Origin of the sequence: uncultured Virgibacillus sp., assembly GCF_947495635.1 — a bacterium.
Classification (GTDB): Bacteria; Bacillota; Bacilli; order Bacillales; family Amphibacillaceae; genus Virgibacillus; species Virgibacillus salarius.
The window spans coordinates 1-14,574 of sequence record NZ_CANMAB010000104.1 but is presented as its reverse complement, the minus strand read 5'-3'; the positions used below and the strand labels follow the sequence as shown (position 1 = coordinate 14,574).

Below are 14,574 nucleotides of genomic sequence, written 5' to 3'. Positions count from 1 at the left end.
AAAATTAACATTATTCATAATCTTGAAATAATAATTATTGCTTGACTTTAGTTTCATAATTTAATGCAACGCTAGTGAAGGAAATTATAAAATTAGCCCATGTGGATAAAGATGGGCGTGTTGAGCCACGTCCAGCTCCAGCACCCAGAAACGAGGCGACTTCACAAATCGCCCTACGCTAAGTCATCATCGGCTTGCAAGCTCACGGTGATTCCTTTACCTCTGTTGGCTCGCTCCAGTAATCGGGCGCTAGCGCTTTTGTTCGTAAGTGGTTGTCAGCCCTCTTAAAAACTCTAACCAGTGCATCCAAGATGGAAGAAATCATTCTCTTGACACAAATGCTAAACCGTTGTATCTTATTTAAAGTCATACTAATTTTATCGGAATAATAAAATATGGTAACGATAAAAATTTTTTGCGCATATGATAAGTTCAACTTCATATGCAAATAATAACGGAAATGACAAACAAGGAGGGTTTATATAATGAGTTTACTTTATACCATTGTAAACATCGCAGTACTAGTTATTTTAATTGGATTACTTATATGGATGCAGAAAAAGCATTTTTCATTTACGAAGCGTGTGTTTACTGGGCTAGGTGCTGGTATTGTCTTAGGTGCTATATTACAGCTGGTTTATGGTACAGGTTCAGAAGTATTAACAGAAACTACGGAGTGGTATAGCATCGTAGGTAGTGGTTATATCCGTTTTCTTATGATGATTGTAGTACCGCTTGTTATGGTGTCGATTATTCAATCCATTATAAATTTAGAAAAAACTGCTGAATTAGGAAAAATGTCAGCTTGGATTATTGGCATTTTAATAACAACAACGATGATTGCTGCCTTGATCGGAATTGGTTCGGCAACACTATTTGACTTAAGTGCTGACCAAATAGAAGCTGGGCATGCAGAAAATGAACGAGGAACAATGCTTGAGACCACATTGGGTGAAGTTGAAAATCAATCAGCTCCACAAAAAATTCTGAATTTCATCCCGTCTAATATTTTCTTAGATATGACTGGAGAGCGATCTACTTCTGTTATTGCAGTAGTTATATTCTCGGTAATTGTCGGTATTGCTGTTCTCGGAGTTCGTAGGAAGAACCCAGAACAGGCAGAAATGTTTACAAAGATCGTTAATTCTCTTTATGCAGTCGTTATGAGAATCGTTACATTAATTTTACGTTTAACACCTTATGGTATTTTAGCATTGATGGCAAATACGGTGGCAAGCACAGACTTCGCAGGCATTGTAGAACTAGGTAAATTTGTTCTCGCATCATATGTTGCGTTAATCGTTATGTTTGTTATTCATCTATTATTAGTAAGTTTATTCGGATTGAACCCGTTCATATATTTACGTAAGGTCATTCCTGTATTAGGCTTTGCGTTTACATCACGTTCAAGTGCTGGAACGATCCCACTAAACATTCAAGCACAACGAAATTCGCTAGGTATTGATCAAGGTATTGCCAACATGTCAGCGTCATTTGGTGCAACAATGGGACAAAACGGATGTGCAGGTATATATCCAGCTATGCTGGCTGTTATGATTGCGCCAACAGTAGGAATCGATCCATTATCACCTGGATTTATATTGCAATTAGTACTTATTATTGGTATTAGTTCATTTGGAATTGCTGGTGTTGGTGGGGGAGCAACCTTTGCAGCATTAATTGTACTTTCCTCCATGAATATGCCAGTTGCACTAGCTGGGCTATTAATTTCCATTGAAGCCTTTATTGATATGGGACGTACTGCTCTTAATGTTAATGGTTCTATGGTTAGTGGGACATTGACATCGAGAATATTAAAAAAGATGGATGTTAAAACATTTAATGATAAAACGGCAATAGAGGAAAGTTCATCCCTTTAAGATTATTGTCAATATGAAGCGGTAGCTTGTAGAGAACTTAGAGTTTCTCTACAAGCTTTTTTGTAGTCTGTGGAATTTAGTGGAATTTATAAAACCTGCCCATGTGGATAAATATGGGTATGTAGAGCAACGTCTAGCTCCAGCGTCCAGCAATTAGGCGACTTCACGAATCGCCCTAAAAAAAGTTATCATTGGCTCGTACAGACTCACCGTGATTTCTTTATCACAGCTGACTCGCTCCAGTCGCTACGTTTCTAATCGGGCGCTTGCGCTTTTATTCTAAGTTAAGAAAGTATAAAATCAGTGCAATGACTGCGTTAAGCCAAGTAGTTATTTTGAAATGTTAGATGTATATTGGCAATGCTCCGACTAATTACTTCGTGAGTCTACGTAATTAGTCTCCGCTATGAGAAGGTGCAACAATTCTTGTCATAAGTAATAGGTTGACTTTTTTTACAATGGGTAAAGTGAAAATCGCTATCCGTGAGTATAAAAGCAGCTGTGTTACTTCATGCTAGCGTTGTAGAGCCTGATAATAGCGAAGGCCGGCTACTTCAACTCCTGTGGGAAATGTTTGACCTGAAGATCCACTTTTTTGAGCGGGTTTTGCTAAAAAAGTTAGCTGAAGGACAAACCCCACGGAAAGGGAAGTGGGCAGCCGGAGTGGTGGTCAAGCAAGCAGTAGCTATTATTCCATAATAGCTACTAGAGAAAGCGTAAATCTGAGCATTTAGTGATAAGGACTGAGCGAATTTTGCTCAGTTTTTTTATTTAATTGTTTAGAAAAGCCCCGTCTATGCTGGGGTTCCAGAGAGCTTATAACGTAATAAAAAAAGATCTAAGAATATATTTGGAATCAGCTCAAGGAAGTTTATATGAGTGATCAATCTACATTATTTGAAGCGTTTGGTTCATTTACAGGACAAAAAATAAAAGATTCTTTTAGATGCAGTAGTGAAGTGGTGGTATTGATCCTGTACAAGCCAGGCAAGCTACTTGCTTACAAAAAGCTCGTGCGGAAATGAGACACCGCTTCTCTATCTAATCCTTACTGCTTTCATTAGTTATTTTAGCTAATCGGATAACTCGCCGGTTTCGCTAAAAATATAATCGGATTTCATGAATCTATTCGTTTTTTTCTATACGAATCTTATATTTATGTTACTATTTTATTAGGTATTAGGATGCGTATGTTAGTGTTATGAGAAAGAAAAAGGGGGGAACCTGCGTGATATTTTTTAAGCAATTATTCGTAAAAGTAATTAAGTTAAATAATTGGTTTCTGCTATTTGCAACATTAACATTGGTTTTTGCTAGCAGTTACTTTATATATTTTTTAGAACCAGATACATTTGCAAGTCCTTTTGAAGGGCTTTGGTGGACCATGACAACTGTAACAACAGTAGGTTATGGCGATGTTTCTCCAGTTACCGTTCCCGGGAAGCTATTTGCAATGTTTTTATACATTGTTGGGATAGGGCTTATGACAATATTTATCGGTAAAGCAATTGATTTTTTAAGTATCCGCAAACGTTTAAAGGAGGAAGGGAAATTGAATATCTCAACAGAGGGACATATTATTTTAATTAACTGGACAAAAAAAGCAAAAATTACGTTAGATGAGCTTTTACATACGTTTAAGGATATACCAATTGTTGTTATTGACGAAAAATTAGAGAAAACCCCAATATTGCATGAACAAGTAGAATTTGTTCACGGAAATCCAGCGAATCAAGATGTATTATTACAAGCAAATTTGCTGAAGTGCAAATCCGTGATGGTTTTTGCTCCTGAGAATACGATAGCAACATCTCAGGCAGATGGGCAAACCTTACTAATTGCGACCATCCTTGAAGGAATAGGGAAGGAATATAAACAAAATATCTATACCATTTGTGAAGTATTGGAATCGACGCATATTCAAGCATTTAAACATGCCTCTGTAGAGGAATTTATTACTGCAAACGATACAGCTGGGCACCTTGCGGCACGTTCCATACTTTTCAATGGCTCGAGTGAAATCATTCGACAACTGACGAGTCATAAAGGCTACGATCTTTATTCGATTGGTAAAAAAGAAACATGGAACACGTATGAAGAAGCGCGTACTGATTTAGCACAGCAAGGAGCAATGCTAATAGCAAATGGCAACGATTTATCCATAATAAATCAATTGAAAAAACCTATACCAACGGATGCAAAACTATTTATAATTTGTGATCAGCTTACGTATGAAAAAATTGTTACGCAATAAAAATAAACATTTGTCTAACTAGATGGAGACGAGGATAAAACTGTGTTTATCAACAACTGGAATGATGGTTCGTGTAACTAAGCTGCTCCAGAAATCGACTTCACTTTTGGCATGCGGCTGTTAAGCTTCCTTGGGGGCAGCGAGATCTTTCCTCTCACAGTAATTACGTATATTTCTGGAGAGTGCGTAGTTTATCCCACAAATAACTGGCAGTAATACCCCCAAGGATTGAAGTTTCACTTTATTTTTGTAATAGCTTTAATACGTTGGATACGGATTGTTTCTCCTTTTCCCTGTGATAGCTATTAAAAGGGCAGCCTTTGTATTTCACACGATCCACTACATTCTTGATCGTAAAGGCTTGAGGATTGAGCTTGTCTGTCAATTCATCCCAAAATAATGGAGTTGCAACAGTGGCATCTACGGTTTTTCTTGGTGAATAAGGGGCAATAATTGTCTTGTTCCTCCCATGTTGCACATAGTCAATATATAATCTGTCATTTCGCTTGTCTTTCATACGTTCAGTTGTAAATAACTGAGGATAAGCATTTTCAACAGTCCATGCAATTGCTTGCGTAAATAATGCGGTCTGCTCATAGGTCATGCTTCTTTCCGGAATAGGGATATAGATTTGCAATCCTTTATTGCCTGAAGTCTTCACAAAGGATGTCAATTTTAAGTCATCTAGTATGGGTTTGATTATTTGTGCCGCCTTTATGGCTAAATGAAATCGTTCTCTATCGGGAGGATCTAAATCAAAGACGATTTCTTGGGGATAGCTACTAGCCAACGTTTGAAACGGAACGTGAAATTCAACAGTGCCATGGTTAGCAAGCCATATGAGTGTATGGAGCGAATCACAAAGAATAGAGCTTTCACCATCCGCTTGTACACGTGGAATAAAATCTGGTGCATACGCTGGTAAATGCTTTTGAAAGAAGTGCTCAGCTTCTACGCCATCTGGTGCACGAATGATAGTTAAAGCACGCTCCTTTAAAAATGGCAGCATATAAGGAGCGATTTCTCTTATATAAATAAGCAGATCTCCCTTCGTTAGATGCCTTTTTGGCCAGAGTAATTTTGTCGTATTTGTCAATTCTATATTTTCAGGAAGCATAGCCATATCAAGATGTAATCTATCAACTGTTAAGTCTTTCGCGTGTACATCAGGTTGTAGTTTGGTAAACTCTGGCTCTCGAAGTTCCCCATCGTATAAATCTAAACTATGGATGGCCGCGCAAATGGCAGGTGGTAACGTGAATACAGAACCTGTTTGTTTACTACCCTTATGGATAAATAGATCTTTTAATGTATGAAGTGCTTCCTCATCTAATCCATGTTTACACTTTCCGATGTCAACGATGGTATCTTCTTGGAAGACGGCGACGGAAAAATAATTATTTCTCATATCGAAGGCAGTTAAGAAACCATGTAATGTTCTCCAATTTTTTATTTTAAACCAATCCTGATGGTTTTTACCGGCCTTATAAGTACTACGTTTTCGTTTAGCAATAATTCCTTCTCCTTTATTTGTAAAAACGCGTTCTAATAACAGCTCAGCATTTGGATATGCGTTTACAAATTGTATGATATTGTTGTGCTTCAGTTGAGAAATGAGAGCTTCTAAAGCTTGCTTACGCTTCGTAAACATTTCTTGGTATAGTTGTCTGCCCTTTTGCATAATAAGATCAAATGCTAGAAAGCTGGCTGGACGATGGATAGCGGCTTCTTGGACCTTGTCTTTATTTTTTAGCCGCCCCCTTTTCTGAATCCAAGCAAAATTAGCCTGATACATGTTATTTAATACAACTAGTTCTCCATCAAGCTGTATAGGTAGAAAGGAAAGAAGTCTCTCTTGATTCCGTTTGCAATATTCGATGATTTCCGGGAACTGTAAAGTTAGATCTTTATTATTCTTACTCATTAGACGGATATTATCGTGCTCCCATTTTAAAACACAACGAAATCCATCGTATTTCACCTCAAACATCCAATTGTCACCTTTAGGTATATCTGTACTTGCTATCGGTTTCATAACATGCATATTTCATGCTCCCTTTTAAAAAGATACGGTTGTATTTATCTTATTTTTACACAAATGCTGTTGTTTAATCAGGAAGGATAAATAAAGTTATTTCAGCCAAACTATGACAAAGGGAGGTATGTGTGAATGCATACAATGTGGAAAGGTACGATAAGCTTTGGCTTAGTAAATATTCCTGTAAAAATGCATGCTGCAACAGAAAATAAAGATGTTAAACTTCGACAGCTGCACAAGGAATGCCAGTCACCAATCAAATATGAAAAAAGTTGTCCGGTCTGTGATCGACCAATAGAGAATGATGAAATTGTAAAAGCATATGAGTATGCCAAAAATAAATTTGTTGTACTGGATGAAGAGGATTTAAAAGCATTACAGAAGGAACAGGAAGATAAAGCAGTGGAAATTGTCGACTTTGTACAATTAGAGGAAATTGATCCTATTTATTTCGAAAAAAGCTATTATTTATCTCCGAACGAAGGGGGAGCAAAAGCATATGGTCTGTTACGAAATGCTTTAAAAGATACAGGTAAAATAGGGATAGCCAAAATGATCATCCGGTCAAAAGGACAGTTAGCTGTTATTCGTGTTTACGAGAATACATTGGTAGTAGAAACCATTCATTACCCTGATGAGGTTCGTGATGTGAAAGATGTACCAAATGTACCTGATGAAGTGGAAACCGAAAAAAAAGAGCTTGATACGGCAAAAATGCTTATTGATCAATTAACAACTGAATTCGATGCTACGAAATATAAAGATGAGTATCGTACAGCATTACTCGATCTAATTGAACAGAAAAAGAACAATGATGAATCTACTGCTACAGCAACAGAAAAGCCTGCTCCAGAGGCAGCTACAAACTTAATGGATGCACTGCAGGCCTCATTGGATCGAGCGAAACAAGAAAAGCCAAAGCCAAAGCAACCGAAGAAAAAGACGAAAACAACGGCAAAAAAGAAGAAGACAGGCTCATAAAGAGGCTGAGACAAAAGAATGAAGAATCCAATTAAAAACGAACGATGATTGGTTGAAATTAATTATCGTTCGTTTATTGATCAGAATCATTCATTTAGCACCTGAAATAAGTGAGACTCTGGCGGGAACAGTACGAGTCCGAAGATTCACGTGGTAACGTGTTTTTCTTTACCAAGTTAGCTGTGGCCGTGCTCGTGGAAAGAGCGTATATTTTCACGGTGCGGCGATGATACTCCTATTGATAACATGATTATTCGTATTTTCAGTAAAGAAGTTGTGTTTTGTCCCAGCCTCTTTTCATGCTGTCAAAAATGTCTCGACAGGCTACTTACGAAGTGTACAAAACGTCATGTGTGGAAAGAAGTGAAAGAACGGGTTTGCTTGGACTGGCCTTCTCATAAAGGAAAGTGGATTTACCCGAATAAGAAAAGAGAAAAGTAAAACGTAGCCTCGCAGCTTTAAAAGAACTGCATGGGCTGCGTTATTGTTGTTTTCACGAAAAGCAATTGATATTCGTCCACCCACACATAGGGTTTCTATAAAAGCTGATTTTTCAGTGGAATGCTTCAAAATAGAACTTTGGCCAATTTTACCCCGCATATAATTGGCAGTAAGCCCCACTTCAAGCAATAAAGTGAACCTAATATTGGTGAGTGGGGATCGACTGCAAAGTCTTTAGGTCATATTCTTATGGTACTAACCTTCCGTGGGAGGTAAACATTAACCTCCACGGATTGAATTTTTACTTTATCCATTACATCATGACAGCTTTTTTTCAAATCTTTTACAATAACCTAACAAGTCTATGAAATCGGTTAGTAACCTATTTATTTCTATAAAAAATAGGGTAAAGTGGATATTGCACACTTATTTAACATTGACCAAGGGATAAGTTTCAGAATTTTTTAAAAAAGGAGATGCGTAATGGAAAGAAATGCCTTTTTTGATAATGCAAAAGTGCTATTAATTTTTTTCGTTGTATTCGGTCATATGATCCAGCCTTTTACAGACGGATCTCCGAAAATTAATACGCTATATATGTGGATTTATACTTTCCATATGCCAGCATTTATCTTTCTTTCAGGTTTTTTTGCTAAAGGTTCTGGGAATATAAAATATATCTTAAATTTAATGAAAAAATTACTCGTACCATATGTTGTTTTTCAAATCCTCTATTCAGGATATTATTACCTGATTGGTAAATCTGGATGGGAAACGGATTTGTTTAGTCCTCATTGGGCATTATGGTTTTTATTCAGTTTATTCTGTTGGCATATGTTATTATATTGGTTTAAAAAGCTACCTCCAGTATTGGCAGTAGTTATTTCAATTCAATTAGGTCTAATTGTAGGTTACTTTGGTGAAATTGGTCATACGTTTAGTTTATCGCGTACATTTGTATTCTTTCCGTTTTTCCTAATTGGCTACTTCATTACGGAAAAACAGTTAATGTTGATCAAGAACAAAGGAATAAAGGTAGCATCAATAATAGTAATGGCTGGAATTGCAACTGCTATTTATTATATGCCTGATTTTAATTCAGGTTGGTTGCTTGCTTCTAAATCATATGGAGATTTAGGAATGGGAGAATTTGGAGGACTAGCAAGATTACTTGTCTATTTAACGGCTGCTCTCATGATTGTCAGCGTATTATCGTGGGTGCCTAAAAAGCAATTTAATTGGACTGTTTTAGGAGCTAGAACATTGTATGTCTATCTGCTTCACGGTTTTTTCATTCAATATTTTCGACAAGCAGAATTATTTGAGGTAAATCGAATAATAGATTTGGTTGGTCTTGCTGCTATTTCGTTAGCGTTAGTTCTTCTGTTATCAAGTAGGCCAGTTCTCGGTATTTGGCAGCCAGTTATTGAAGGAAGAGTATCAATTATCAAAAAGACGTATCAAAAAATAAGTAAGCAGCATCCAAAGACAGAATCCTAATCTGATAACAATAAAAGAAAGGGGAAGAATAATCATGAAAGTTTGTGTGTTTGGTGCAAGTGGTTATGTTGGAAGTTCTGTTTACAAACGATTCAAGGCTATCCCCGAAATTACTGTTAGTGGAACATATTTGGATGAACCTGCAATAGTTGCTGATTTAGTAAAATTGGATATAAATGAGCCAGAATCCTTCTCCAACTACTATAAAGCAATGCAACCGGATGTAGTTGTTTGGTCGGTGATGCGCGGACCACAAGAACATCAATTGACGGAGCATGGGCTTCTGCACTTGCTAACCCACCTTACCCCTGAAACAAAGCTCGTTTATATTTCATCTGATTTCGTCTACAGTGCTGGGAATGGTCCGTATGATGAGGAGGATCCCGCAACCCCTTTACCAGATGATCATGAGCTGAGTAATTATGCGAATGCTAAAGTCAAAGCTGAACGCTTTATAACGAATGAATTGACCAATTATGTCATCTTAAGAGTAGGTCTGTCTATGGGGAAAATCAGGTTGGCAGGCTTGATCAACGAACAGATAAACTTTCCTATCATTTACGGTCAGGTAAGCCAATTGCATTCCGTGATGATTTAATTCGTACATTTGTCCATGTGGAGGATTTAGCGGCTGTCATTGTAAAAATGGTAGTTAATGACGTATCTGGTGTATTTAATGCAGGTTCTCCTAAGACTAGAAGCTTTTATGAATTTATGCGATTAATGGCTGAAAAAATGGGTTTCAATCCGGAACTTGTAAGGAAAGCATCTGTCGAGGAAATGGTAGATGGAGAAATGCCGAAGAATACGGCATTACGAACAGAGAAAATAAATAAATTAATGAACCAAATGTTTAGAGAGAACGTATAATAAAATAACCCCCTTTTTTTTAAATATAAAAAACAGACGGCTAAGGATAGGCCGTCTGTTTTTGGTTACATTAATAGCATAGCAGCTTAAAAGATAATATGAGCAATGATTGCAATAATGGGTAGGGTAATTATTGTACGTAACAAAAAGATGATTGCCAAATCTTTAAAAGATACCGGTACCTTAGACCCTAATAATAATCCCCCAACCTCAGACATATAAATTAATTGCGTTACAGAAAGTGCAGCTATAGTAAAGCGGGTTATATCTGCCTCAATGGAAGAAGCAAAGATAGCTGGTAAGAACATATCTGCAAAACCAATTAGGATTGTTTCTGAAGCTGCTTCAGCAGCAGGAATTTGTAAGAGTTCTAATAACGGTATAAATGGCATACCAAGCCATTGGAAAACAGGTGTATTTTCGGCAATTATTAAGGCGATCAGTCCAAATGCCATCACGACAGGAGCGACACCCATCCACATGTCTAGGATGTTTTGGCCACCTTCTTTTATGAATTTATACACACTTGTTTCCTTCTTTGCACGGTTCAATGCTTTTCGGTATCCAAAGGTAAACACGTTGTCACCTTTCGGAATTTCTTCAGATAATCCTTCCGCCTCTTCGTTTACATACGTATTGGATTTGCGCGAGAGCGGAGGAATCCGAGGCATGATTAATGCAGCAATAAATCCGGCTACTAAGACTGTTCCATAAAAAGGTAAGAACATATCTTGGAGTTCAACTTCCGATATCACTACTAATGAAAAGGTGATCGATACGACAGAAAATGTTGTACCGATTACAGCAGCTTCTCGTTTTGTATAGTAACCTTCTTCGTATTGTTTACTAGTAAGTAATACGCCAATTGTCCCGTCACCAACCCAAGATGCTAAAGAATCAATGGAGGAACGTCCTGGTAAACGAAATAATGGTCTCATGATTTTCGTCATTAATGTACCGAATAATTCAAGTAAACCAAAATTCATAAGTAATGGTAAAAACAATCCGGCAAATAAAAATACGGCGAATAATACATGCAACAGATCATCAAGTAATAATTGTCCAGTTGCTTCACCATGAACAAATTCTGGACCAATACGGAAGTAAACCATTACTGCAAATATGGCAGCTATAACACGGGTAATTGTCCAAAATGTGCTCACATGAAAAAGCTGTTGAAAAAAAGGAGTCCCTTTTAATTTTTCCCTTCCTATAAGCTTAGCGAATACACTCATTATTGCAGTAATAACAATAATTACCATCATAATAGCAGATAACTGATCAGCAAGTAGGGTTTGAACCTTCCCAGCAAGTATGGCTATTGGTATCGTAAGCCCTTCTTCTGTCTGTATAGGTGACATAAATAAAAAGATACCAATTAAGGATGGGATGATAACCTTAATATGGTCTTTTATGGTAAAGTGATTATTCTTCATAAGAACCCCCATTGTTCCATATTTCTTATTTATTATAAGGGAAATATACGCATTATCCAACTATTTATTAGGACCGACTTGTTTTAAATAAGTAGATAATCGGGTACATATCTAAAGAGGTGTTGAAGGTGAATAAGGGGCTTAAATATAGATTAGTATATCGCTGCAGTATCATGATCTGGATGACAATCAAATTTATTTTTCTCATGTACAAGTTCCATTTTAGAAATAAAGTATGGGATGACCGGACGATCGCTAAATGGAATATATTAGTAACAAAATTAGCAAGAGAATATCGTAATAAGGCTGTTGAATTAGGCGGTGTATTAATTAAGGTTGGGCAATTCCTTAGTACAAGGACTGACTTTATGCCCGATGCGTTCCTCAAAGAACTAAGTGGATTGGTTGATCGTGTCCCACCAATGCCGTTTAGCTATGCGCGGAAGCTATTAGAAGAGGAATGGGGAGGGGACATCTATGAATATATAGAGGATATTAAACCGACGTCCATCGCATCTGCATCCATAGGTGAAGTTTATTTAGCCAAGTTAAGAGAAGACCATTCAGACGTAGCAATAAAAGTACAGCGTTATCGTGTTGAGGAAATTTTTCATATAGATTTTAAAGCACTTCGAATCGTTTTTTGGTTGATTTCTGTATTTACGTCATTTGGTAAGAAGGCCGATTTACCTTCCTTATACCGAGAACTTATCACGGTTATGAATAAGGAGCTAGATTTTCAACAAGAGTTAAAGCATGCCTGTTACTTTCAAGAGAGATTCCAAGATAATAAGGCCATACATATTCCAAATTATATAGAGCAGTTATGTACGAAAAAGGTCTTGGTGATGGAGTGGATAGACGGTGCAAAAATAACGGATGTCTCGTATATGCATCGACATCAGGTTTCAACGCAGCAGATAGCTAGAAGCTTATTTGACTTTTATCTAGAGCAATTTTTGAATGAAGGTATGTTTCATGCAGATCCCCATGCTGGAAACATCTTGATTCAACAGGATGGAACGATTGTAATTATTGATTTTGGCATGGTTGGAGAGGTACGAAAGCAGGATACGCATTATTTCAAAAAACTAATACAAAATATAATTATGGATGATTACGATCGGGTAATCGAAACATTAGATGAAATGAATTTCATATTACCTCAGGCGAATCGAAAGAAATTAAAACAAATGATTAGACAGACCATTGCTATGTATCAGAATGGTTCATTAAATACAATGGATGCTCATACAATGGAACAATTAAAAGAAGATATTCGTTTGTTTATAAGTGATCAGCCAATCCAATTATCAGCGGATTATGCGTATTTAGGAAGAGCGATATCAATCGTTATAGGTATCCTACTAGCCATTTATCCAGATATAGATTTGCAGAAATGGGCAAAGCCTAAAATTAAAAAATGGTTTGGCGGGAGAAATTTAGCGGAATCCATTTATAAGCAATATGTAAAGGATGCAGTTCAACCAGTATTATCCTTTCCAAAAGCTATGTTAGGTTGGCTAGAAAATGGGGAAAAGGAAAGAAAGTGGGAGAGAGAGAAGCAACAAAAGCAACTGACACATAATTACTTTGTTTTACTTGAAGTAATCTGTTTTGTTCTACTATTGGTTAGTGTTAGCTGTATCCTATTTGGCTATTACCAAAACTTAGGGCGATTGACCACCATTGCTATATCCGGAGCAAGTATATTTGCTGTAATGATGATTTTATTATTCATGAAGCATTACCGCAACATTCGATCAAAGTAATAAGGAGGAGATACACATGAATGATGTCTTAAAAAAAGGTTTTCTTTTGGGATTAGGAGCTGCAGTAACTAGTAAAGAGAAGTTTGAACGCAAGGTAAAGCAACTGGTCGATAAGAATGAACTAACACAAGATCAAGCACGCACGGTTCTGCAAAATTTTGTGGAGAAAGGTGAAATGAAAAAGGATGAATGGAATACGCAGCAATATGAGCAAACACAGAAGCTCGCTAAAGAGTTTGGATTAGCGACAAAGGAGGATGTTAACGAGTTACGGGCTCGTATTACTGAGCTTGAAAACAAGCTTGAAGATCGTTCAGAATAATGAATGAGGCTGCGATAAAATGATTTCAATGTAAATAGGAAGTAATTTCGTGCAAAAACCCACTTGGGAAATATACTTGCTCTTCGGCTGATGACGGATTATCGTGCTATACACTAAGGGGGTGCCGATATCTTCCCAAAGGATAAGCGATACATCGCATGCAAAAAAAGCGCTCTTTTTTCAAGAAGTCTCGTCTCCATATATAGCGAATGCAATGTATGGTTCGTCTTCATGGTTTTGATTTCGTTCCTGCGTCATTTAAATGTGCCATGATGGCGATGAATATAGGATTTGAAGAAAATACTTCACAAGCTCGCTTAGGGAGGGAAAATTGTCATAATACAGGGAATCTATTTTGTCAAAAACAGTAGTTATCTGTAAATTCTGCCTATTTATCATATTGTAGTTGATAATCACCATAAACCGAGGTACAATAGAATAGCATTATCAACTCGTTTCATACTAGGGGGAATCTTAAGCGTATGGTTAGCTTTTTAGAAATATGTAAAGATATGGAGAAGAAGCTTGGCAGAAAATTGCAGGATAACGAAATCAGGTTTTTGCAATGGATGTATAAACGCTATAAAGAAGAACAACCCAAAAGAATTTTGGAATTGGGGTAGAGAGTATGGAAACTGATGCTCATTCGTTTTTTCATCGAGTTGATAGGGAAAAAGATAACCAGTATACGAAAAAACAAGGTCCTGCAATACTCAGGACTTTTTTGTAGTCTAGGAAATTATAAATTAGGCCATGTGGATAAATATGGAGGTGTTAGGCCGCCGTCCAGCTCCAGCGCCCAGAAACGAGGCGACTTCATGAATCGCCCTACGATATGCCATCATCGGCTCGCAAGCACACCGTGATTCCTTTATCTCCGTTGACTCGCTCCAGTCGCTACGTTTCTCATCGGGCGCTTGCGCCTTTGTTCTAAGTTAAGAAAGTATAAAATCAGTGCAATGACTGTGTTAAGCCAAGTAGTTATTTTGAAATGTTTGATGTCTATTGGCAATGCTCCGACTAATTACTTCGCTTTCGGCGGGCACGGCCTCAACTAACTTTGCAAAGAAGAACACGTTG

The 14,574-nt window shown here is 37.2% G+C and carries 12 protein-coding genes and 1 pseudogene; 11 read left to right on the top strand and 2 right to left on the bottom strand.

Annotated elements, in window-relative coordinates; translation table 11 throughout:
* The first annotated feature begins 485 nt into the window (after positions 1-485).
* The 4 genes and pseudogenes from Q1A47_RS17390 to Q1A47_RS17375 all read left to right on the top strand — a co-directional run bounded on the left by Q1A47_RS17390 (position 486) and on the right by Q1A47_RS17375 (position 4,134).
* Positions 486-1,880 carry an L-cystine transporter gene (locus tag Q1A47_RS17390; RefSeq protein WP_026679599.1) on the top strand — a complete coding sequence of 465 codons (1,395 nt, stop codon included), beginning with the start codon at positions 486-488 and terminating at the stop codon, positions 1,878-1,880.
* A gap of 483 nt (positions 1,881-2,363) precedes the next feature.
* Positions 2,364-2,579 carry a hypothetical protein gene (locus Q1A47_RS17385; RefSeq protein ID WP_121604743.1) on the top strand — a complete coding sequence of 72 codons (216 nt, stop codon included), beginning with the start codon at positions 2,364-2,366 and terminating at the stop codon, positions 2,577-2,579.
* Between the two features lie 134 nt (positions 2,580-2,713).
* Positions 2,714-2,815, top strand: a pseudogene (locus Q1A47_RS17380) (IS200/IS605 family transposase); the annotation flags it as partial.
* Positions 2,816-3,108: 293 nt separating this feature from the next.
* Complete coding sequence (locus tag Q1A47_RS17375) at positions 3,109-4,134, top strand: potassium channel family protein (RefSeq protein WP_026681836.1); 1,026 nt, start codon at positions 3,109-3,111, stop codon at positions 4,132-4,134.
* 241 nt (positions 4,135-4,375) lie between these two features.
* On the opposite strand, the gene Q1A47_RS17370 is transcribed toward Q1A47_RS17375, so the two are convergent.
* Entirely contained in the window at positions 4,376-6,178 is a 1,803-nt protein-coding gene (locus tag Q1A47_RS17370; RefSeq protein ID WP_166530963.1) for a DNA ligase D, read from the bottom strand.
* Between the two features lie 126 nt (positions 6,179-6,304).
* Here Q1A47_RS17370 and Q1A47_RS17365 point away from each other — a divergent pair, with 126 nt between their 5' ends.
* The 4 genes from Q1A47_RS17365 to Q1A47_RS17350 all read left to right on the top strand — a co-directional run bounded on the left by Q1A47_RS17365 (position 6,305) and on the right by Q1A47_RS17350 (position 9,964).
* Positions 6,305-7,153: a Ku protein gene (locus tag Q1A47_RS17365; protein WP_026681834.1), complete on the top strand. Its 849-nt coding sequence runs from the start codon at positions 6,305-6,307 to the stop codon at positions 7,151-7,153.
* 924 nt (positions 7,154-8,077) lie between these two features.
* A complete protein-coding gene (locus Q1A47_RS17360; protein WP_026681833.1) occupies positions 8,078-9,094 on the top strand; it encodes an acyltransferase family protein in 1,017 nt (338 codons plus the stop codon).
* 34 nt (positions 9,095-9,128) lie between these two features.
* The gene (locus tag Q1A47_RS17355) at positions 9,129-9,692 is read left to right on the top strand and encodes a sugar nucleotide-binding protein (protein ID WP_246484918.1); all 564 of its coding nucleotides are present in this window, start codon (positions 9,129-9,131) and stop codon (positions 9,690-9,692) included.
* Between the two features lie 47 nt (positions 9,693-9,739).
* A complete protein-coding gene (locus Q1A47_RS17350; protein WP_246484916.1) occupies positions 9,740-9,964 on the top strand; it encodes a hypothetical protein in 225 nt (74 codons plus the stop codon).
* Between the two features lie 86 nt (positions 9,965-10,050).
* Here the strand turns inward: Q1A47_RS17350 and Q1A47_RS17345 are convergent, their stop codons facing one another.
* Positions 10,051-11,400, bottom strand: coding sequence for a YjiH family protein (locus Q1A47_RS17345; RefSeq protein WP_026681832.1), 1,350 nt, complete (start codon positions 11,398-11,400; stop codon positions 10,051-10,053).
* 206 nt (positions 11,401-11,606) lie between these two features.
* Between Q1A47_RS17345 and Q1A47_RS17340 the strand changes: the two genes are divergently transcribed.
* The 3 genes from Q1A47_RS17340 (at position 11,607) to Q1A47_RS17330 (ending at position 14,117) form a co-directional block, all read left to right on the top strand.
* A complete protein-coding gene (locus Q1A47_RS17340; RefSeq protein WP_299632572.1) occupies positions 11,607-13,172 on the top strand; it encodes an AarF/ABC1/UbiB kinase family protein in 1,566 nt (521 codons plus the stop codon).
* Between the two features lie 16 nt (positions 13,173-13,188).
* The gene (locus Q1A47_RS17335; RefSeq protein WP_026681830.1) at positions 13,189-13,494 is read left to right on the top strand and encodes a phasin family protein; all 306 of its coding nucleotides are present in this window, start codon (positions 13,189-13,191) and stop codon (positions 13,492-13,494) included.
* Between the two features lie 482 nt (positions 13,495-13,976).
* Entirely contained in the window at positions 13,977-14,117 is a 141-nt protein-coding gene (locus tag Q1A47_RS17330) for a hypothetical protein (RefSeq protein ID WP_162986312.1), read from the top strand.
* Positions 14,118-14,574 lie beyond the last annotated feature (457 nt).

Coding starts and splice junctions, on each gene's coding strand:
- Q1A47_RS17390 (WP_026679599.1), top strand. CDS start 486: ATGAGTTTACTTTATACCATTGTAAACATCGCAGTACTAGTTATTTTA.
- Q1A47_RS17370 (WP_166530963.1), bottom strand. CDS start 6,178: ATGCATGTTATGAAACCGATAGCAAGTACAGATATACCTAAAGGTGAC.
- Q1A47_RS17365 (WP_026681834.1), top strand. CDS start 6,305: ATGCATACAATGTGGAAAGGTACGATAAGCTTTGGCTTAGTAAATATT.
- Q1A47_RS17360 (WP_026681833.1), top strand. CDS start 8,078: ATGGAAAGAAATGCCTTTTTTGATAATGCAAAAGTGCTATTAATTTTT.
- Q1A47_RS17355 (WP_246484918.1), top strand. CDS start 9,129: ATGAAAGTTTGTGTGTTTGGTGCAAGTGGTTATGTTGGAAGTTCTGTT.
- Q1A47_RS17350 (WP_246484916.1), top strand. CDS start 9,740: ATGGTAGTTAATGACGTATCTGGTGTATTTAATGCAGGTTCTCCTAAG.
- Q1A47_RS17345 (WP_026681832.1), bottom strand. CDS start 11,400: ATGAAGAATAATCACTTTACCATAAAAGACCATATTAAGGTTATCATC.
- Q1A47_RS17340 (WP_299632572.1), top strand. CDS start 11,607: ATGTACAAGTTCCATTTTAGAAATAAAGTATGGGATGACCGGACGATC.
- Q1A47_RS17335 (WP_026681830.1), top strand. CDS start 13,189: ATGAATGATGTCTTAAAAAAAGGTTTTCTTTTGGGATTAGGAGCTGCA.
- Q1A47_RS17330 (WP_162986312.1), top strand. CDS start 13,977: ATGGTTAGCTTTTTAGAAATATGTAAAGATATGGAGAAGAAGCTTGGC.